The sequence below is a fragment of the Nocardia sp. NPDC006982 genome (assembly GCF_042869435.1).
In the GTDB taxonomy this organism is placed as follows: Bacteria; Actinomycetota; Actinomycetes; order Mycobacteriales; family Mycobacteriaceae; genus Nocardia.
Genome location: NZ_JBIAFV010000021.1, coordinates 45,964 through 64,847, shown reverse-complemented (window position 1 = coordinate 64,847; position 18,884 = coordinate 45,964). Strand labels below are relative to the sequence as shown.

Sequence of the window (18,884 nt, the reverse complement as noted above, 5' to 3'; positions counted from 1 at the left end):
CGGTGAACCGTGTGGGAGCTCGACCGCCGCGCGCGGCCAACCCGGTTGACCCTCAGCGGCCTCGGAGAAGGTGGCGCAGGGACTCAGCTGAAGCCGACGGCCTGTTCGCCCCAGGCGGTGTGCAGGTCGCGGTCCGGGTCGTCGATTACCCGGTCGATGTTGTCGATCAGGAGTGTGGTGCGGGTGCTCGGGCGGTAGGGGGGCCAGTGTTTGGAGCCGTCGATGGCGGCGGGAACACCGTGGGTGGCGAAGGCGAGCCAGCGGCGTTGCATGCGACCGGAGACTTCCATTGCCACCTTGCGGCCGCCGAGCCAGAAGGTGGGATCATGGTTCAACGTGCCGAAATTGCCGAAGACATAAGGCAATTCGGTAGCGTGACCGGCGCCGACGCGGGCGGCCTTCAGCATGGGGGTGGCGTGGTCGAAGCGGTACATCCATGTTGGTGAATGCTGGGCGTGGCCGTCGGCGACCCAGTGGGCCGGCATGCGGAAGGCCGCGTCGGTGGACATGGCAAGCGCGCCACGGGTTTTCGCGAGATCCGGATAGGCAGAGGTGATTTCGGCGATGCGCTCTGGCGACATCTCCGGATGATTGGCGGCCACATCGCGCAGCATGGCATTCACCGCATCCGGGGTCACCGGCATGATCGGCGAGCGGAGGACGCGGAACAGCGAGGCCTCGTCCTTATTGGTGCCGATGATCAGCGGCACGCGATGCGAACGGCCCTGTTGGAAGCGGTCGATGGGATAGGTCGGGACCAGATAACCGTCGACGACCGGCGCGGCGGCCAGTCGGCCCGGCTCCTTCAACGGAATCTCGTCCAGTAGTACGCCCGCGGCCGTCACGATCCGGTCGATCGGGCATTCCAGCAATTCGCTTGCGCGCGAATACGGCAATTCGATCAGTTCCAGAAAGCGCTGGGCCACAGCGGCAGCCCGCTCCTGGCCGAAAACCGTTGTCGCGGGCGGACTTTGCGCGATCGCCTGATGGAACAGACCGGCCGCAGGCGGTGCGGTCAGCAGTGCGGTCACGCATCCGGCGCCGGACGATTCGCCGAAAAGCGTCACGTTGCCCGGATCGCCGCCGAATGCGGCGATATTGTCGCGAACCCACTCGAGTGCGGCGATCTGGTCGTGCAGACCGAGGTTCGGCGTGAAATCGTCGGAGAGCGAGGACAAGTCGAGGAAGCCGAGGGCGCCGATGCGGTAATTGACCGTCACCACGACCACGTCACCGGCTTCGGCCAACTTGCGACCGTCGTAGATCTCCTGGGCCGCGGTGCCGAGGCAGTACGCGCCGCCGTGCAGCCACACCAGGACCGGGCGGGGCGTACCGGTATCAGCGGAACAGCGCGGCGACCACACATTGAGCCACAGGCAGTCCTCCCCGGTCCGCAGGTCGGAGTCGACCGGGACCATATTGCCCATTGTCTGCGGGGCGATCTCGCCGAAGGTCGTGCACTCGCGGATGCCATCCCACGGCCGCGGCGGCAGTGGCGGCCGGAACCGGTTCGGACCGGACGGCGCGGATGCGTACGGAATGCTGCGCCACACCGCGACCGGTCCGTCCCAGCGTCCACTCACGCGGCCCCAGGTCGTCTGGGCGACCGGCTCGGTGTCGCCGACCTCGGAGCCAGGTTCGATATCGAACTGCGTGGTCATCTTCCGCACCTCCTGCCTACGCCCCGGGCAGGTGCGCTGCGAGTTTGCTCCGGCCGGGTCCAAGCACCTAGCGATCTCTTATCGAGAGTACGTCCAGTTCGACAGTGGGATAGGTGGGACGCACCTCATCACCCTTGGCGCTACGCTGGGCCGATGCCGAGTTATAGCTTCCGGTGCCGCAGCTGTGGCGACACTTTCGAGGTCAACCGTCCGATGGCGGAGGCCTCGAATCCGGCGGCCTGCCCGAACGGCCACGATGACACGGTCAAGCTGCTGACCACATTCGCCACGGTCAGCAGGGGTGGCGGCGGCGCCGCATCACCCCCGCCCGCGCCGCGGCCCGCAGGTGGCGGGTGCTGCGGTGGCGGGTGCTGCTCCTGATTCCGGGGCGGTGATCGGCGTGGTCGATATCACGCTGGGTCGGGTCGGTCTCGCTTGTCGACGTGGCCGAGGTCACGCTCCGGTGCGACGCGGTCACGCACGCGCTGCTTGAGTACGGCGATATCCGGGAATCCGCCGTCCGCCTTGCGCTCCCAGATCTGGTCGCCGTCGATGGTGATGCGGAACACGCCGCCGGTGCCGGGGATCAGCGCCACTTCACCGAGTTCGGTGGCGAAGGTGCTCAGCAATTCCTGTGCCATCCAGCTCGCGCGCAGCAACCAGCGGCATTGCGTGCAGTATTCGATCGCGACACGTGGCATGGGTGGCACGCTACCGGTCACGGTTCGATGATGCCGTCGAGGTAGACCCAGGCGCCGTCCACCCGGGCGAATGTGCTGACCTCGTGCAGAGATCCACGTCGGCCTTCGGCCTTGTAGTGGGCGATGAATTCCACGGTGCCGGCGTCGTCGAACGGTCCGCCGCGTTCGGTGCGCACGATCTCCAGGAACAGCCAGCGCTGGGCCGGATCCAGGTCTAGCGACTTCGGTCGCGTGCGCGGATGCCAGGACCGCAGCAGGTATTCGGTATCGCCGAGCGCGAATGCGGTGTAGCGCGAACGCATCAGCGCCTCGGCCGTCGCCGCGGGCCGCTCCCCCGCCAGCACCGGTCCACAGCAGGCGCCAAACGGCTCCCCACGCTTACACGGGCACGGCTGTGAATCGTCCATGACTCCGAATCTTGCCGCCGTGCGGATCACTGCGCGCTCCGGGGCCCCTGATCAAGATCAGGTGGCACTGGTGGAGGAGGCTACTCGGGCGATGCCCGCGCAGATTCCACCTGATCTTGATCCATGCGTTCGAGGGAGCTCGGGGCACGAATGGGTTTGGTTCAAGTTGGCGTGTCGGGCGGAGTGTCGCGTAAAGGCGCACTGACATAGGCGATCCAGCAACTCGGGGGCGACGAATCACCGTGTGGATAAGCGGAAGTGTCGACACCGATCAAGGAGCCCGCCATGGGACTGCTGAATGTGTTGAACATGTTGGGAACCGGTTCCGCCATTGCCTCGGAGGGCCTTTCGCTGCTGGCCGGCGTCATCGGACTGTTCAGTCAGTCCTGACTTCTCGATCGATCCAGCCGGTGGCGGCTGTAGCGAGTGAGGTGGCGATGGCTGCGGTCTGCTCGCGCCAGCGGCGTAGTTCGGTGACGCTCGGGGCGAGTTCGTAATCGTGGTGGTGAGCGGCGCGGGACAGGGCTGCCCATACCGTCGCGACCTGCGCGGCGGTGGCGTCGCCCGCGAATACGCGCAGGGCGAGCAGTTGGGCGCGCATCGGGCAGCGGGCCAATTCCGGTGCCACCTGCAACCACAACTCGTCGACGGATTGCTCGAGCGCGAGCCGCAGAATCCACACCGTCGCCCGCGACCACAGCCCATCGGCATCGGTCACCGACCCGTCGAGCAGTCGATCCACCGCATCGAACCGCTCGGCCACCGTCGGCCGCGGCGGATGCGGTTTCCCCGCCACCCCCTGCTTGCGCGCGCCCCCTCGCCGCCCCGCCCCCACCTTCCGCTGCCGAGCCCCCTCACCCCGCCGAGTCGTACGGCCCTGCCGAGCCGCGCCGCTCTTCCCAGCCGATTCGTCCGGTACCCCGACTTGCCTTCCTGCCCAACGCTTTCCGCCGTGCCCGACCGACCTCCCCTGCGAACCGCCAACCCCCTCCCGACCAGCACCGTCTTCTCGACCCTCGATACCTGGCAACTCCGCGCCACCCAAGGGATCACTATCACGCGCCCGACCATCGTCCGCGTCGCCCGACGGGCCCGCGCCATCACGCGCCGCACTCACCGCCACCCCCGAGCTATCGATGCGTAGCGCCCGTTCATCGGCGTAGCCAGCCGACGAACTTCTCGGTGTCCGCGATCAGGTCGCGCATGCTGCGGCCGATGGGTACGTGGGCTCCTGCGGTGGCGTCGCGTAAGGCGTCGACGACCCATTTGCCTTCGCGGGCGAGGTGTTTGTTCAGGTCGTCTACTCGGCCGCCGATACCCATGACCGCGAGCGCGACCATTGCGCGAGTTGTTTGTGCGCCTTCGATGTGGCGTTCGACGTCGCGGTGGTCCATGCCGTCGGCGAGCAGATTGCGCCTGGCTCTGGCCAGGCTGGCCGCTTCCACGGCGGAACGGCAACAGGTGGCCACCAGTTCGTCGGCGATCGCCGGGGGTAGTTGGGGGGTACGGACCAGGGAGCGGGCGTCGTCGAGGTAGCGGCGGATCGGGTCGCTCGAGACCCGCACTTCCACCACCGAGCGTTCGCGGCGCTGCACTTCGAGCACGCTGGCGTCCAGTTGCATGCGCCGCACCGCCTCGGCCAGCCGCTCGTCGTGGGTGAAAACGATCACCTGCCGCGTCCACGCCATCACCTCGAGCACCCTGGCCAATCCGTCCACCTTGGCCGGATCCATGGCCTGCACCGGGTCATCGATCATGACGAAGCGAAAAGGGCTGTCCTCCACCGTCGCTCGCGGCAGGAACAGCGAAAGCCCGAGGGCGTGCAACTCCCCCTGACTCATCACCCCGAGCGCGGCGCCGTCCACCTCGTCGACGGTGACATCGAGCAGCACCCGCCGCGCGGTTCCGGCGTTGCCCTGCAATCGAATCGCACCGAGTTCGACATTGCTCTGCTGACGCAGTGTGCGCCAGACCCAGCGCGCCGTGGTCTCCAGCGGCGCCATCCGCTCACCGCGCAATCCGGCCGTCGCGGATTTGAGCCAATCCTCGGCGCGCTTGAGTGTGCGCAGTTCGCTGCCGTTCGCGACGACCGCACGGGCCCCCTCCAGCCAGCCACTGATGCGTGGCACCAGCGGCGCCCACACCTCGTCGAGGCGGTTCAGTTCCTTCCGAGTGCCCTGTTGCAGCAACTCGAGTTCGTCGACCAGGCGAGTGTGCGCACCGCGCAGTCGATCGGGCAGGTCAGGCGAGTAATCGGCGCCGGTCAGCGCCGCCCAGTCCGTCCAGGCGCGACGCACCGCGGTGGTGTCGACGGTGGGCGGATTGCGCGGATCGAAATCGAGTTCCGGGGGGATATGTTCCGGGAGCGCGCGGGCGTCGCGGACGGCCTGTCGCAATGCGGCCCGCGCGCTCGCGAGTGCGTCGACTCGGGAGGTCAGCTCGGCAATCGAGGCGTCCGCACCGCGCAACCACGTCGCGTCCAATTCCCCACGCCCACAGACCGGACACGCACATTCCCCGCTGGCACCGACATGATCGCGCGCACGCCGCAGCAAATCCAGCACCCGCAGATCGGACTCGGCATCGGCGGTCGAATCGCGCGCGAGCACCGTGCGGCACTCTTCGAGGCGAGCGGCGATCGCTTCGACTTCGGCACCCGAGGGCAAGACAAGCCGCACGATTGCCCGCAGCCCATCCGGCCCGACCGGATTCTCGGCCGTGCCGAGTACCTCGCGACCGATGGCCCTGAGATCGGGGCGGTCCGGGCGCAGTAGCGCCGCCATCCGCACCGCACGGTCGTCGGCCACCGTGCCGAGCGCGGTCACCAGTTCGATGCGTTCCTGGCGCGAATCCCGTACGGCGCGTTCGAGTTCCAGTCGGCGGGTGCGGATCCGCTCCTGTGCCACGGTCAATTCGTCGAGGCCGAGCAGCCGGTGCAGCGCATCGAACAGATCGCTCGGTTTGCCGTCGACGAGTGCGCCGAGTTCGCTGTAGGACAGGAAGGGGCGATACAACTCCAGCAGACCGGCCCAGCGGTTGCCGTCGAAATCCGTTGACGCGGTGCCGGATCGCTGTTCGGTCCAGCGTGCCTGGCCCAGATCCGCTTGCGGTGACCACTCTTTGGCAATGGTCAGCTCGGGATTGGCTCCGGCGGTCAGCAATTCGAGTTCGATACGCGCCGAGCCGCCGTCGTGCAGATTCCGCCAGCCCTCGCGCCATGCCGCCGACCGGCCGTCCCAGCGACGATTACTGCCGGTGAGCACCAGCTCGGCGGCCTCGGCGAAGCTCGACTTACCACTTCCGTTGCGGCCCACCACCAATGTGAGACCCGGCCCCGGGGGCAACTGCAGTGTCGCTTCGGGTCCGATACCGCGGAAGCCGCGTACCCGGATCGCACGCAGGAAGATGCCGGAGCCATCGAATTCGGTTGTCAGATCATCGGACTCGCCGCCGCCGAGGGCGCGGAGCACGGTGTGCGCGACGTCGGGGGTGACCGCAGGATCGGCCGCGAGCCGTCGGGACACCACTTCGGTCAGGCGCGGCACCGCCGCAGTATCGGCTCCGGGATCTGTACGCATGCGTAAACCCCCTAGACCACGAACCGCGGCACGTCCTCCAACCCCGCACGGGTATCACTGTTGAAAGCTGAACGAGACGCTACCCGATGGCGTCGAATTCGCCCACAGCGGTACCGTTTCGCGCGGCCGGAAGGGGAAATGCGAATCTGCCCGCGGGGATGGTATGGCCATCGAACAGGCTGGGCCCCGCTCGATGTCCACCCCTCGCCAACCCCGGCGGGCAGCTCGATGGTGTGTCACCCGATCTGGGTGGCTCGGTCGGAGCCGAACAGGACAGAATGCCAGAATCGGACAACCAGCGCAAGATACGTTTCTTGCCGAATCCGTCGTCCCCGCAGCGTATTCCAGAAAAATAGCCGCTCACCACCCAACTTGTCGGTGGGCTGCGGTAGAAATCCGGCAACCGAGCAATGGGGGAAGACATGACATACAGTCGATCCGGGGCCGCCGGATGAACCAGGCGGGAGCCATACATATGACCGCGCCGTGGACCGAGGAACAGGTCAGCGCGCTCGCGCCCGATGCGAGCTCGCTATCGGCCGCACGCAAGCTCGCCGGGCGCTGGCGCGGCACCGGGCAGTCGGACACCGCGCTGTGGGGCCTGTGTCAGGGTAGCGGCGCCAAGCCGTATCAGACAGTTGTGGCGCTGGCGGGTCCGGCGTACAAGTGCTCGTGTCCGAGCCGCAAGTTCCCCTGCAAGCACGCATTGTCGCTCTTGCTCGCCTGGTCGGGCGGCGCGGTCGCCGAAGCACCGATCGCGGACTTCGCGGCGGAATGGATCGACGCCCGGGCGGTTCGCGCGGCCGAGCCCGCCACCGACTCGCGGGCCCGCACGGCCAATCCGGCGACCGCCGAACAGCGGCGGGTCCGGGTGACGGCGGGGCTGGAGGAACTCGATATCTGGCTCGGCGATCAGGTGCGCACCGGACTGGCCCAGACCGATCGCTCGTTTCGCGCCTTCGAGGCGATCGCGGCCCGAATGGTCGACGCGCAGGCCCCCGGCGTCGCCGCCACGCTGCGCCAGCTGCCGACCACCGTGGTGACCAGGGCGGACTGGCCAGAGGTCGTACTCGCCGAATACGCGAGGCTGCATCTGCTGATCGCCGCGCACCGCCGGCTCGACGAATTGTCGCCGGAGCTGCGGGCCTGCGTCCGCACCCATATCGGCTATCCGACATCCGCCGAATCCGTGCGCACCGAACCCGCGGTCCGGGATCAGTGGCAGGTACTCGGCATCCGGACCAGCGAGGAGGAGCGGCTCTACACGCGCCGAACATGGTTGTACGGCAGGCAGACTCGACGCTGGGCGCTGCTACTCGAGCATTCCTTCGGCACGCCGAGCTTCTCGGCGGAGGTGCCGTTGCCCGGCATGATGGCCGAAGCCGATCTGCACTATTACCCGGGTGGCGCGCCGCTGCGGGCGCTCTGGGGCGAGCGGCACGGTGCGGCCGAACCGTTTACCACGCTGCCGGTTGCCGACGGGACGATCGCCACCGCATTGACCGAGCATGCCGAGGCGCTCGCGGGCGATCCATGGTTGCGATTGCGACCGCTGCTGCTCACCGATGTCGTGCCGGTGTGGACCGAAAATGGCTGGTACATAGCCGAATCCGACGGTACCGCGCTGCCGGTTGCGGCTACCGAGCAACCGTGGCGACTGCTCGCGGTGTCCGGTGGGCACCCGGTGACGCTGGCCGCCGAATGGGGCGTGGCCGGATTGGTGCCGATCTCGGTATTCACCGCGGGTGAGGTCGTCGATGTCGACAGTGCGGAGTTCGGCACGCGTGCGATGTCGAATGCGCCTGCCGCGCCGGTGTCGGAGGAGCTGACCTCGGTGGCGCTGCTCGGCACTGCCCGCAGGGCAGCGGATCCCGCGCGGCTCGAGGCTCCGGTGGCCGCCGCAGCAACCCGGTTGCGCACCGATCCGGCACTTGTGCTTCTCGAATCTGCTGCACTGCGTGGCGCTTTCGCGCGCGGTGGCGTATCCGTCAGTACGGCGACCAAGCCCGAACCCGCCGCGGACGACGCGCGGCGACTCCTGCCCCGCGCCGCGGCATCCCGACTCGCCCGCATGTTGCGGGACCGGTCCCCCTTTCTGCCCGAATGGTTCGCGGCCGCAGCACCGTTCGACTATCGCGCCCCGGATGCACTGTGCGCGCTACTGCTCGCGCAGGCGAAGGCGAATACCGAACTGCGCGAACCGCTTTTGCGTCTGGCCGGAACCCGCGGCCGCTGGCTGTCCGACCAGCATCCGGATTGGCGCGACCTGGTGCGGCAAGGGCCTTCCGATGCGCCGACGGCGCAGAGCTGGCAGTTCGGCCAACCGCCTGAGCGCCGCGAATGGCTCGCCGAACTGCGCCGGCGAGATGCCGAAGCCGCACGTGCAGCGCTGACCGCGTCGTGGCCGAAGGAATCCGGCCCACTGAAGGCCGAACTCTTGGCCATACTCGCCGATGGGATTTCGGCTGATGACGAACCGCTGCTCGAGACCGCGTTGGACGATCGACGATCGGATGTCCGGCGAGTCGCGGCCGGACTGCTTCCGCTGCTATCGGATTCGGCATTCACGCAGCGCATGACCCGGCGTGCGAGCGCATGGGTCACGGTCGAACATCTGCTGCTGCATCCGAATCTGGTTGTCCGCATTCCGGAGGAGCTCGACGATGCCGATCGCAGGGACGGCATCAACGACCGCGCGGTGGAGTTCACCTATCGCTGGGACGGCGCACCGGATTTGCGCGCGGGTCGGCTGCGCCAACTCGTGGCGGCGACACCGCTGACGCACTGGGAGTCCGAACTCGGCGCACCCGATAAGGCCACGCGGGCCAGGATCAGTGACCGATTCCGGCAGCCGCTGTTCGACGGTTGGGTGGATGCCGCACTGGCACAACATGATTCAGCCTGGGCGCGGGCGCTGTTCGACGCCGGTGTGCCGACCGATCTGGCCATGCTTCGACGCCGCGAATTGTTCGCGCTGCTGCCACTCACCGACCGCACCCGGCATCTGCTGCAATTGGACGGCGCGTGGCTCTCAGAGCTCGAGGCGCTGCTGCCCGCCATGGGCCATCCGTGGCCGGAACCCCTTGCCCAACACCTGATGCTGTTGTTGTTCGAACGCGCACGTGCCGCGGCCAAACGCCCCGAAGCGCACGGCACCGGTCCGAGCGCGCATCGCTCGCTGCTGTCCGCGGCGGCCGTGCACCTGCCCGTAGGCGCGGCGCGGACCGCCACCGCGGTGGCGCGCCGATGCACCGATCCCAATTGGGAGCGAGCCTTCGATCAGCTCGCCCATGACCTCAACCACCGCTCGATGATGCTCGAGGAGTTGCAGTGACCACTACCGATTCGAAGCCGGAGCTGTTGCGTCCGCACGCCGAACAGGCTTATGCCGAGGAACTGCGGGCACTGGCCGCGATCGATGATCGGCCGCGGCCGCCGTCGTGGCAACTGTCGCCGTGGGCGGTCGTCACCTATCTGCTCGGTGGCACGCTCGACGACGGCACCGTGATCAGCCCCAAGTACGTCGGGCCGCGACGGCTGATGGAGGTGGCGGTCGCGACGCTGGCGACCGATCGGGCGCTGCTGTTGCTCGGCGTGCCCGGCACCGCGAAAACCTGGGTATCGGAACATCTTTCGGCCGCGATCAGCGGTGCGTCGACCCTGCTCGTACAGGGCACATCGGGTACCGCCGAAGAAGCGATCCGCTACGGCTGGAACTATGCGCGGCTGCTCGCGGAGGGGCCGAGCGAGGGTGCGCTGGTGCCGTCGCCGGTCATGACCGCGATGCGTCGCGGCGCCATCGCCCGGATCGAGGAACTCACCCGCATTCCGTCCGATGTGCAGGACGCGCTGATCACCGTGCTGTCCGAAAAGACCCTGCCGGTACCGGAACTCGGGATGGAGGTGCAAGCCGCCAAGGGCTTCAATGTCATTGCCACCGCCAATGACCGCGACCGCGGCGTCAACGATCTGTCCTCTGCTCTGCGTCGCCGCTTCAATACCGTTGTGCTGCCGCTGCCCGCCAGTGAGGACGAGGAGGTCGCCATCGTGACCCGCCGCGTCGAACAACTCGGCCCCGCGCTCGAACTTCCGGCGGTTCCCGCCGCGGCCGAGGAAGTCCGCCGGGTCGTGCGCGTCTTTCGGGAGCTGCGTTCCGGCATGACCGCCGACGGCCGCACCAAACTGAAGACGCCCTCCGGCACCCTGTCCACCGCCGAAGCGATCTCGGTGATCACCAATGGCATCGCCCTGTCGGCACACTTCGGCGACGGCACCCTGCGCGCGTCCGATATCGCGGGCGCGGTCCTCGGCTCGGTCATCAAGGATCCGGTGGCCGACGCCGTCATCTGGACCGAGTATCTGGAAGCCGTTGTCCGCGAACGCCCCGAATGGTCCGACTTCTACCGCGCTTGCCGCGAGGTGCACGGATGAGGCAGCACCGCCGACTGATCCGGCCACACCGCATGTTCAACCGGGAGTGACACGGTGAGAAAGACAAACACGGCCGACGACCGCAGGGACGACCAGCAGAACGCCGCCCAGAGCGGTCCGGTGACCCGCGTATTCGGCATCCGTCACCACGGCCCGGGTTCGGCCAGATCTTTGCGCACCGCGCTCGCGCAGTTCCGCCCCGACGCGATCCTGATCGAGGGCCCGGCCGATGCCGACCCCTTGGTCGGATACGTTGCGGCCGAGGGAATGTCACCGCCCGTCGCTCTGCTGGCCTATGTGCCGGACCAGCCCGCCAAGGCCGCATTCTGGCCGTACGCGGTGTTCTCCCCCGAATGGCAGGCGCTGCGACATGCGGCGGAACACGCAGTGCCGGTGAAGTTCTGCGACCTTCCCGCGACCACCGTCCTCGCCACCGAAGACGAACCGGGCGACCGCATCGACCCACTAGCCGAATTGGCCGCCGCGGCCGGCTACGACGATGCCGAACGCTGGTGGGACGCAGTGGTCGAATCCGTTGCCGACGCCGACGCTTTCGAAGCGATCACCGAGGCAATGGGTGCACTGCGAGAAGCCGCTGAACGAGGCATGTTCGCAATCGGACCTGCCACGAACACAGCCGAATCGCCTTCGCCCGGCCAACAGCCGCACGAGATACCCGGCATTCCGGCGGGTGGTGACCCAAGCAGCGAGACACTCCAGCCCGACGACCAACCCCGGCCCGCCGCACATGCCGAGTCGGCCAACTCGCCGACCGGTGACACTGTCGACGAGGCGATCGCGTTCGAAGACGTTGAGCGCCAACCCATCGGGATCGACGCGCACACCTTGCGGCGTGAGGCGTATATGCGGCAGACGATGCGGAAGGCGTTGAAGGAAGGGGCACAGCGGCTCGCGGTGGTGTGTGGGGCGTGGCATGCACCGGCGTTGGCGGGGAAGTTGGGGCCTGCGACGGCGGATACCAAGTTGCTCAGGGGGCTTCCCAAGGTGAAGGCAACCGTGACTTGGGTGCCGTGGACGCATTCCCGGCTGGCGACGACGTCCGGATACGGCGCCGGAATCACCTCGCCCGGCTGGTATCACCACCTGTTCACCGAGACCGAACAGCCGATCGCGCGCTGGCTGACCAAGGTGGCGGGGGTGTTGCGCGCACACGATCTGCCGGTCTCCAGTGCGCACATCATCGAATCCGTCCGGCTCGCCGACACGCTCGCGGTGCTGCGGGCTCGGCCGCTGGCGGGGCTGTCGGAGGTCACCGAGGCGGTGCGGTCGGTGATGTGCGCGGGCGATGAGACGATGGTGCGGCTCGTCGCGTCCGAACTGGTGGTCGGCGAGGCACTCGGTGCAGTTCCCGATGGCACGCCGACCGTCCCGCTGGATGCCGATCTGCGTGCCCGGATCCGCACGCTGCGGCTCAAGCAGGAAGCCCTGTCCCGCAACCTCGATCTCGACCTGCGCAAGGAGCGCGAGGTCGAACGCTCCCGACTGCTGCACCGGCTGCGGGTACTCGGAATCGACTGGGGCACACCGACAACCGGCGAGGTGCGCAGCACCGGCACCTTCCGCGAATCCTGGACGCTGCGGTGGCGACCGGAATTCGCCGTCTCGATCATCGAGGCCTCCCGCTGGGGCACCACCATCCGCACCGCGGCGGAAGCCAAAATCCTCGACACCGTGGGCCGAGAGGGCAGCACCGTCGGCGACCTCACCGCCGCACTCGAGGTCGCGCTGCTCGCCGATCTCGGCGACGCCACCAACGGTCTGATCAGCCGCCTGGAATCGGCCGCGGCACTCGACCACGACGTAACCCACCTGCTCGCCGCCCTCCCCGGCCTGACCCGCACGCTGCGCTACGGCGACGTCCGCGGCACCGACACCAAAGCCCTCGCCCACGTCGCGGACGGCCTGCTCGTGCGGATCTGCGCGGGGCTGCCCGGCGCGGTCACCGGCCTCGATACCGATGCCGCCGAACAACTCCGCACCCAACTCGATGCCGCGCACACCGCCATTCACACGCGCGACAACGACTGGGCCACCGGCGAATGGCTGGCCGCCCTGCACCGCCTCGCCGACCGTGACGATGTGCACGGCGCCCTGGTCGGTCGTGCCGTCCGACTGCTCGCCGATGCCGGGCGCATCGACGAATCCGATTCCGCACGTAGGCTTTCCGCCGCGCTCTCGATCGGCAATACCGCCGCCGCCAAGGCCGCCTGGATCGACGGCTTCCTCGGAGGTCGCGGGCTGCTGCTGGTCCACGACCGAGAGTTGTTGCGGCTCATCGACGATTGGCTCCGCAGTCTCGGCGACGATATGTTCGTCGAAATCCTGCCGCTGCTGCGCCGCACCTTCGGCGCATTCGAATCCGGAGAGCGCCGCGCCATCGGCCAGGCGGTGCGCGACGGTGGCTCCGGCAAATCGCGGCCCGGCGCGGACACGACCTTCGATGTGGAACGAGGGCTGGTCGCCATGCGCACGGTCGCGGACATCCTCGGAGTGCCGGTATGAACCCGACGCGCCTAGCCCGGATCAACTCGCAGCGTGCACCGACGACCGCAAGGCCTTCCATACCGAACCGAAGATCGTCGCCATGCGCATCGCGAGCGATTCTGCCCACTCGTTGGGCATTACGACGCGATCAGATCGCCGCACCGCATTGTGCAATGCGGCTGCCACAAACAGCCCAGCAGCCGCCCGACGCGCTCCTTCAGCACCGCGCTCGGGCCCCTCGATCAACCCGAACGACGATGTGGTGGCATTCCGCCGTCACCTACCTCCCGGAGTGACCGGATGAATGCGATCGATGAAACCCAGTCCAGGCGTTGGCGTCTGGTGCTCGGCACCGCCGCCGAACAACCCCTCGGCGGCCTGGGTTCAGCGGATGACGAGGCCATGGATCGAGCCTTGGGCGCGGTCTACAACACCGACGATCAGACCTCCGGTAAGCGCTCGGCCGGACTCGACGGCTCGGCACCGAAGGTGGCCCGCTGGCTCGGCGATATCCGCACCTACTTCCCGTCCGCCGTCGTCGAGGTCATGCAGCGCGACGCGGTCGATCGCCTCAATCTGACCCAGCTCCTGCTGGAACCGGAACTCCTCGAAGCGGTCGAACCGGACGTGCACCTGGTCGGCACCCTGCTGAGCCTGAATCGGGTGATGCCCGAAACCACCAAGGCGACAGCGCGAATGGTGGTCGAGCAGGTGGTCCGCGAAATCGAACAGCGCGTTGCCGCACACACCGTCGCGGCGGTATCCGGCGCACTGAACCGCGCCGCCCGCGTGACCCGACCTCGGCTGCGGGATATCGACTGGGACCGCACTATCCGCAAGAATCTCGCCAACTACCTTCCCGAACACCGGACCGTCGTGCCCGAACGCCTGGTCGGCTACGGCCGCAAGGCGCAGGCGGTGCGCCGGGATGTCGTCCTCGCCATCGATCAATCCGGTTCCATGGCATCCAGCGTGGTCTACGCCTCGGTCTTCGGGGCGGTCCTGGCCTCGATGCGGTCGCTGAAAACGTCCCTGGTCGTTTTCGATACCGAAGTCGTCGACCTGACCGAACAACTCACCGATCCGGTCGAGGTCCTCTTCGGCACCCAACTCGGCGGCGGCACGGACATCAATCGCGCCATCGCCTATTCTCAATCGCTCATCACCCGCCCCGCAGACACCCTGTTCGTCCTCATCTCCGACCTCTATGAGGGCGGTATCCGCGAAGAGATGCTGCGCCGCGTCAATGCCATGCGGGACTCCGGCATCCAGGTGGTCGTCCTGCTCGCCCTCTCCGACGACGGCGCTCCCGCCTTCGACCACGACAATGCCGCCGCTCTCGCCGCCCTCGGCATACCGGCCTTCGCCTGCACCCCCGACAGGTTCCCCGACTTGCTCGCCCTAGCCCTCGATCGGGGCGATATCCAAGCCTGGGCCAACCGAAATGCCGGAATCAGCTGACTCAGCGCGTCGGCACCGGCTGCGGGCCCACCGGCCCCATCGCACCCCACGCTGTCGCCGTGGCGGGCACCACCAGCGGATGCAGCAGCGCTGACAATCCGAGCAGCACCACCGCGACGATCGCGTCGAGCCAGTAGTGATTGCCGGTCCCGACCACGACCACCGTGGTGAGCACCGGATGTGCCAACGCCAGCCACCGCCAGGAACTTCGGGTCGCCGCGACCACGGCGAAGGCCAGCAGCAGGGCCCACCCCACATGCAAGGAGGGCATGGCCGCGAACTGGTTCGACAGCCCGCCGGAATCCGGTGAGCCATAGACCGATTGGCCGTGTATGGCGGCGAGGTCGACAAAGCCGTACTCGGGCAGCATGCGCGGCGGCGCGAGCGGCATCAACACATGCACCGCGAGCGCGGCTCCGGTCAATGCCACCATCAGATTCCGGGTCCACCGGTAGTGCTCCGGCCGGAAAACCCACAGCCACAACAGCACCCCGACCGCCACCGTGAAATGTGCGGTGGCGTAGTAGAAATTGGCCGGTACCGCGAGAAAATCCCGATGCAGGAATACCGCCTGCACCGTGGTCTCCTCCGGCAGCCCGAGCTTGTCCTCGAGCCCGAGCATTTCTCGCGCATTGCCGAGTGCGTGCACGGTGTCGTCGGCGGTGAACATCCGCCCGACCCGGTAGGCCAGATAGAGCACGGTGATCAATGCGAGTTGCCTGACCGCCTCGCCGCCACGGCCGTGCACCGCCGCCCTCATCTTCTCGGCGATGCCGCCGACCGCGGGCGAAAAACCCACGTTCGGACCACCGAGACCCACTGCCACCATTGCCAGCGGCCTCCTTACCCATCCAACCCCACATGTTAAACGGAGTAGTAACCTCCGTTTACCGTAGCATCACTCGTTAGCCAGACTCAGCACACTGTGACCGGACAGACACAAGTGATCGACCGGGAATTGGGCCGCCGTCGTCCGCGCCGCACCCGGCGGACTCAACCGCCGCGGGACAATCGGGCAGATCTTCGAATTCGGCTGTGATGCCGCGGCACTCACCCACGGCAATCCGAGCGAGTGGCTGCCCGCGGGCACCACGGCCGCGATCATCGCGGGTGTGACGAGAGGCGCCGATCTCCGAGCCGCACTCGATGTGGCTCGCCCCGAACTCTCCCGCGCCGCCGCCATCGAACTGGCTGTCCGCGGGGCGGCCGGATTGCCCGCACCAGGGGATATGGAGGGCCTCCGCCGGATCGGCCCGGAGGCCCTGGCTATCGGGGTCTTCGCTGCACTCGCCGCCGAAAAGGTCGGTGGCACACCGGAACCCATCTTCGGCAACCGAAACTTGTTCGCGGTCGATCACTTCGGCGACAGCTACTCCACCGGAGCGATCTGCGGCAGCATCCTCGGAGCTCGCTACGGCCGCCGTGCCAACCTGGACAAGTGGCGCACCATGCTCGATGCCGGTCCGGTCATCGAGCGTTCGACCGCGCACTTCTGCGTCGAATTCGGGCCCACCCCGCCGAGCGACGCCTACGGTGCGCCGACGGCGGAGTGGTATGCCCGTTATTCGCTGAGTAGACCTACAGGTCAGCGATGGCGGCCAGCGGTGGGGTGCGGGCGGCGCGAATGCCCGGCCACAGCGCGGCGAGAACACCGACCACGGCCGAGCTGATGAGCACCAGCACCAGTTGATTCCACGGGATGGCGATCTCATCGATGCCCAGGTCACGCAGGGTCCGCAGGAAGCCGACACCGAGACCGAGGCCGAGCAGCATCCCGACGATCGCGCCGAATACCGCTATCAGCATGGATTCCAGATAGATGGTTCGGCGTACCTGAGCCCGCTGCATGCCGACCGCGCGCAACATGCCGATCTCGCGACGCCGCTCCACCACCGACAGCGCCAGGGTATTGACGATGCCGAGAATCGCGATCACCACCGCCAGCGCGAGCAGTCCGTACAGGATGGCGAGCAGCGTATTGATCTGCTTGCCCTGTGCGCCCTTGAACTCCTCCCGATCCTGCACCTGGACCACGACGAACTGCTCGGTCGCATTCTCAAGATCGGTGCGCATCTGAGCGAGATCGGCACCGGGCTGGGCCTTGACGAACATGAACAGGTTGGTCCGGAAGTTGACCGGCATCACCTCGTCGTACATGACCGGCGACACCACCAGCGGTCCGAGCAGCGGCGTCTTCTTGTAGATGCCGACCACCTGGACCGAAATCTTCTTGAACCCCAGGCTCGTCACACTGACCTGATCGCCGACCTTCCAGCCGCGCTTATCGGCCTCGTCCTGCGACACCATGACATCGTGATCGCCCAGCGTGTTGGTGCCCTTGATCATGTCGTAGTTGATGACACGGTCGGGCGAGCCGTCGAATTCGGTGCCGGCCAGCTGCTCATCGCCGACCTTGAACGTGACACCGCGCAGGCCGACCACATCGGCCACCCCGGGCACCGATTTGCGCACGGCGTCACCCGCACCGAGCGGCACCCCGATCATCTGCGGTCCGGCCAGCACATAGTCTGCCTTCACGCCCTTGTCGACGAGCACGCTCACGCTGGCCTTGGCCGATGCGCCGAGCATGCCGATCGCGGTCACCAGCATCAAACCGAGGGTGAGCGCGAAAGCCGTTGCGGCAGTGCGCCGTGGGTTGCGCGCGGCATTATTGCGCGACATCCGGCCGATCGGGCCGAACGGCCGCAGCAGCACCCCGAGACCGCCCACCACCGGCCGCGACAATGCGGGCGCGGCGAGCAGTACCGCGAAGATCAGGCCGAGCGCGCCGATCCCGACCGTCAGTGCGGCATGGCCGCCGGTCTTCTGCGCACCGAGCACCACTAGCACCACACCCGCGACGGCCAGCGCACTGCCGAAACCGGTCCGCAGCCGCAGCGATTCACCGGCCGAGGCGAACTCCTCGCGCATGGCCTCCACCGGCGGAATCTTGGCGGCGCGACGCGCGGGCGCATAAGCGCTGACCACGGTCACCAGCAGCCCGACGAGCAGTCCGACGATCACCGTGCGCGGCAGCACCGTCAACGATCCGGTCGGCAGGCCGAGATCGAATGCATTGAGCAGTGCCGAAAGCCCGAAGGCCAGACCGATGCCGCCCACCAAACCGATTGCGCTGCCGACCAATCCGATGACCAGTGCCTCTGCCACCACGGATCGGCCGACCTGTTGTCGACTCGCACCGACCGCACGCAGCAGCGCCAGCTCACGCAACCGCTGGGCCACGATCATCGAGAAGGTGTTGTAGATGATGAAGGTGCCGACGATCAGTGCGATCGCACCGAAGGCGAGCAGGAAGTAATTGATGAAGTTGAGCGCGTTGGAGACTTCCTTCTTCAGATCGGCGCGCACCTGATCGCCGTTCTGCACCTTGTAGTCCACCAGCACGTTCGCGATCTTGTCGCGCAGGTCGTCACCCGGTATACCGACGGCCGCGATATCGATATAGGCGACATGCGAGCCGTCGGTGAACAGCTGGCGGGCCTGCGCGTCGTCGAACAGCACGCCGATGAAACCGCCGGTGTCCGAAGGGACTTCGTAGATTCCGGTGAGGGTGACGTCGATCGGGGTGCCGTGCGAGGGAACCAGCACCTTGGTCTTGTCACCGACATGCAGGCCCGCGCGTTCGGCGCCGCCGGTATTGAGTGCGATTTCGCCCTCGTGCGCGGGCGGGACACCCTGCACGAACTTATCCGGTTCGGCGACCGCCTTATCCGGCGGGATGTAGGACTGACCGAAAGTCGGTGCGCCACCGGTCTGTACGGCCTTCTTACCGTCCGGATACAGCAGCACCAGCGGTCCGTTGACGCTCGGCGCGACCGCCCGCACCCCGTCCATCTTCGAAATCTGGTCGACCACGCTGAGCGGAATGCCCTGTGCCTGTTGCTTTTGCGGACTCACCCGCACATCGACGCCCTTGGCCTGATTGGCGAAGATCCCGTCGAAGGTCCGCTGGAGGGTATCGGTGAAGACGAACGAGCCCGCGATGAATGCGGTTCCGAGCACCACCGAGAGCAGGGTCAGTGCCAGTCGCACCTTGTGCGCGGCGAGATTGCGCAAGACCACCTTGCGCATCGGTTTGCCGCTCACGACTGCGCCTCGCTGACGCTCGGCTCCGTCGTG

Annotated in this window: 13 protein-coding genes and 1 pseudogene; 7 read left to right on the top strand and 7 right to left on the bottom strand. The window is 67.4% G+C overall.

The features are described from left to right. Nucleotides 1-83 precede the first annotated feature (83 nt). Nucleotides 84-1,661 (bottom strand): carboxylesterase/lipase family protein, encoded by a 1,578-nt coding sequence (locus tag ACFYOW_RS43455; protein ID WP_387296935.1) that lies wholly within the window; start codon nucleotides 1,659-1,661, stop codon nucleotides 84-86. Nucleotides 1,662-1,814: 153 nt separating this feature from the next. On the opposite strand from ACFYOW_RS43455, the gene ACFYOW_RS43450 reads away from it, so the two are divergent. Beyond that, on the top strand, nucleotides 1,815-2,042 hold the full coding sequence (locus tag ACFYOW_RS43450; RefSeq protein WP_387296933.1) for a zinc ribbon domain-containing protein: 228 nt from the start codon (nucleotides 1,815-1,817) through the stop codon (nucleotides 2,040-2,042). Nucleotides 2,043-2,071: 29 nt separating this feature from the next. Here ACFYOW_RS43450 and ACFYOW_RS43445 read toward each other — a convergent pair whose 3' ends face one another. Both ACFYOW_RS43445 and ACFYOW_RS43440 read right to left on the bottom strand, forming a co-directional pair. Then, entirely contained in the window at nucleotides 2,072-2,362 is a 291-nt protein-coding gene (locus ACFYOW_RS43445) for a SelT/SelW/SelH family protein (RefSeq protein ID WP_387296931.1), read from the bottom strand. A 17-nt stretch (nucleotides 2,363-2,379) separates the two neighbouring features. Continuing rightward, the gene (locus ACFYOW_RS43440) at nucleotides 2,380-2,769 is read right to left on the bottom strand and encodes a YchJ family protein (protein ID WP_387296929.1); all 390 of its coding nucleotides are present in this window, start codon (nucleotides 2,767-2,769) and stop codon (nucleotides 2,380-2,382) included. Between the two features lie 258 nt (nucleotides 2,770-3,027). Here ACFYOW_RS43440 and ACFYOW_RS43435 point away from each other — a divergent pair, with 258 nt between their 5' ends. Further along, nucleotides 3,028-3,159, top strand: a complete 132-nt coding sequence (locus ACFYOW_RS43435) for a hypothetical protein (RefSeq protein ID WP_387296927.1) — start codon at nucleotides 3,028-3,030, stop codon at nucleotides 3,157-3,159. Here the strand turns inward: ACFYOW_RS43435 and ACFYOW_RS43430 are convergent. Beyond that, nucleotides 3,146-3,565: a hypothetical protein gene (locus tag ACFYOW_RS43430; RefSeq protein WP_387296925.1), complete on the bottom strand. Its 420-nt coding sequence runs from the start codon at nucleotides 3,563-3,565 to the stop codon at nucleotides 3,146-3,148. The two genes, ACFYOW_RS43435 and ACFYOW_RS43430, sit on opposite strands and share 14 nt — an antisense overlap. Nucleotides 3,566-3,920: 355 nt before the next feature. Next, complete coding sequence (locus ACFYOW_RS43425; protein WP_387296923.1) at nucleotides 3,921-6,347, bottom strand: AAA family ATPase; 2,427 nt, start codon at nucleotides 6,345-6,347, stop codon at nucleotides 3,921-3,923. A 475-nt stretch (nucleotides 6,348-6,822) separates the two neighbouring features. Between ACFYOW_RS43425 and ACFYOW_RS43420 the strand changes: the two genes are divergently transcribed. From ACFYOW_RS43420 to ACFYOW_RS43405, 4 genes are all read left to right on the top strand, one after another. Further along, the gene (locus tag ACFYOW_RS43420; protein WP_387296921.1) at nucleotides 6,823-9,681 is read left to right on the top strand and encodes a DUF5691 domain-containing protein; all 2,859 of its coding nucleotides are present in this window, start codon (nucleotides 6,823-6,825) and stop codon (nucleotides 9,679-9,681) included. Further along, nucleotides 9,678-10,778 (top strand): AAA family ATPase, encoded by a 1,101-nt coding sequence (locus tag ACFYOW_RS43415; protein ID WP_387296919.1) that lies wholly within the window; start codon nucleotides 9,678-9,680, stop codon nucleotides 10,776-10,778. The genes ACFYOW_RS43420 and ACFYOW_RS43415 overlap by 4 nt, the downstream gene beginning before the upstream one ends. Before the next feature lie 120 nt (nucleotides 10,779-10,898). Further along, nucleotides 10,899-13,301: a DUF5682 family protein gene (locus ACFYOW_RS43410; protein WP_387297021.1), complete on the top strand. Its 2,403-nt coding sequence runs from the start codon at nucleotides 10,899-10,901 to the stop codon at nucleotides 13,299-13,301. 282 nt (nucleotides 13,302-13,583) lie between these two features. Next, entirely contained in the window at nucleotides 13,584-14,744 is a 1,161-nt protein-coding gene (locus tag ACFYOW_RS43405) for a VWA domain-containing protein (protein WP_387296917.1), read from the top strand. Between the two features lies 1 nt (nucleotide 14,745). Here the strand turns inward: ACFYOW_RS43405 and ACFYOW_RS43400 are convergent, their stop codons facing one another. Next, the gene (locus tag ACFYOW_RS43400; RefSeq protein ID WP_387296915.1) at nucleotides 14,746-15,573 is read right to left on the bottom strand and encodes a phosphatase PAP2 family protein; all 828 of its coding nucleotides are present in this window, start codon (nucleotides 15,571-15,573) and stop codon (nucleotides 14,746-14,748) included. A 133-nt stretch (nucleotides 15,574-15,706) separates the two neighbouring features. Between ACFYOW_RS43400 and ACFYOW_RS43395 the strand changes: the two are divergent. Next, nucleotides 15,707-16,414: pseudogene (locus ACFYOW_RS43395) on the top strand (ADP-ribosylglycohydrolase family protein); the annotation flags it as partial. Here ACFYOW_RS43395 and ACFYOW_RS43390 read toward each other — a convergent pair. Further along, nucleotides 16,323-18,836, bottom strand: coding sequence for an ABC transporter permease (locus ACFYOW_RS43390; protein WP_387297019.1), 2,514 nt, complete (start codon nucleotides 18,834-18,836; stop codon nucleotides 16,323-16,325). The pseudogene ACFYOW_RS43395 and the gene ACFYOW_RS43390 overlap by 92 nt on opposite strands. Between the last annotated feature and the right edge of the window lie 48 nt (nucleotides 18,837-18,884).

Excerpts from the sequence above, each read along its gene's own strand:
- ACFYOW_RS43445 (WP_387296931.1), bottom strand. The coding sequence starts at position 2,362 with ATGCCACGTGTCGCGATCGAATACTGCACGCAATGCCGCTGGTTGCTG.
- ACFYOW_RS43420 (WP_387296921.1), top strand. The coding sequence starts at position 6,823 with ATGACCGCGCCGTGGACCGAGGAACAGGTCAGCGCGCTCGCGCCCGAT.
- ACFYOW_RS43390 (WP_387297019.1), bottom strand. The coding sequence starts at position 18,836 with ATGCGCAAGGTGGTCTTGCGCAATCTCGCCGCGCACAAGGTGCGACTG.
- ACFYOW_RS43405 (WP_387296917.1), top strand. The coding sequence starts at position 13,584 with ATGAATGCGATCGATGAAACCCAGTCCAGGCGTTGGCGTCTGGTGCTC.
- ACFYOW_RS43455 (WP_387296935.1), bottom strand. The coding sequence starts at position 1,661 with ATGACCACGCAGTTCGATATCGAACCTGGCTCCGAGGTCGGCGACACC.
- ACFYOW_RS43450 (WP_387296933.1), top strand. The coding sequence starts at position 1,815 with ATGCCGAGTTATAGCTTCCGGTGCCGCAGCTGTGGCGACACTTTCGAG.
- ACFYOW_RS43425 (WP_387296923.1), bottom strand. The coding sequence starts at position 6,347 with ATGCGTACAGATCCCGGAGCCGATACTGCGGCGGTGCCGCGCCTGACC.
- ACFYOW_RS43440 (WP_387296929.1), bottom strand. The coding sequence starts at position 2,769 with ATGGACGATTCACAGCCGTGCCCGTGTAAGCGTGGGGAGCCGTTTGGC.
- ACFYOW_RS43400 (WP_387296915.1), bottom strand. The coding sequence starts at position 15,573 with ATGGTGGCAGTGGGTCTCGGTGGTCCGAACGTGGGTTTTTCGCCCGCG.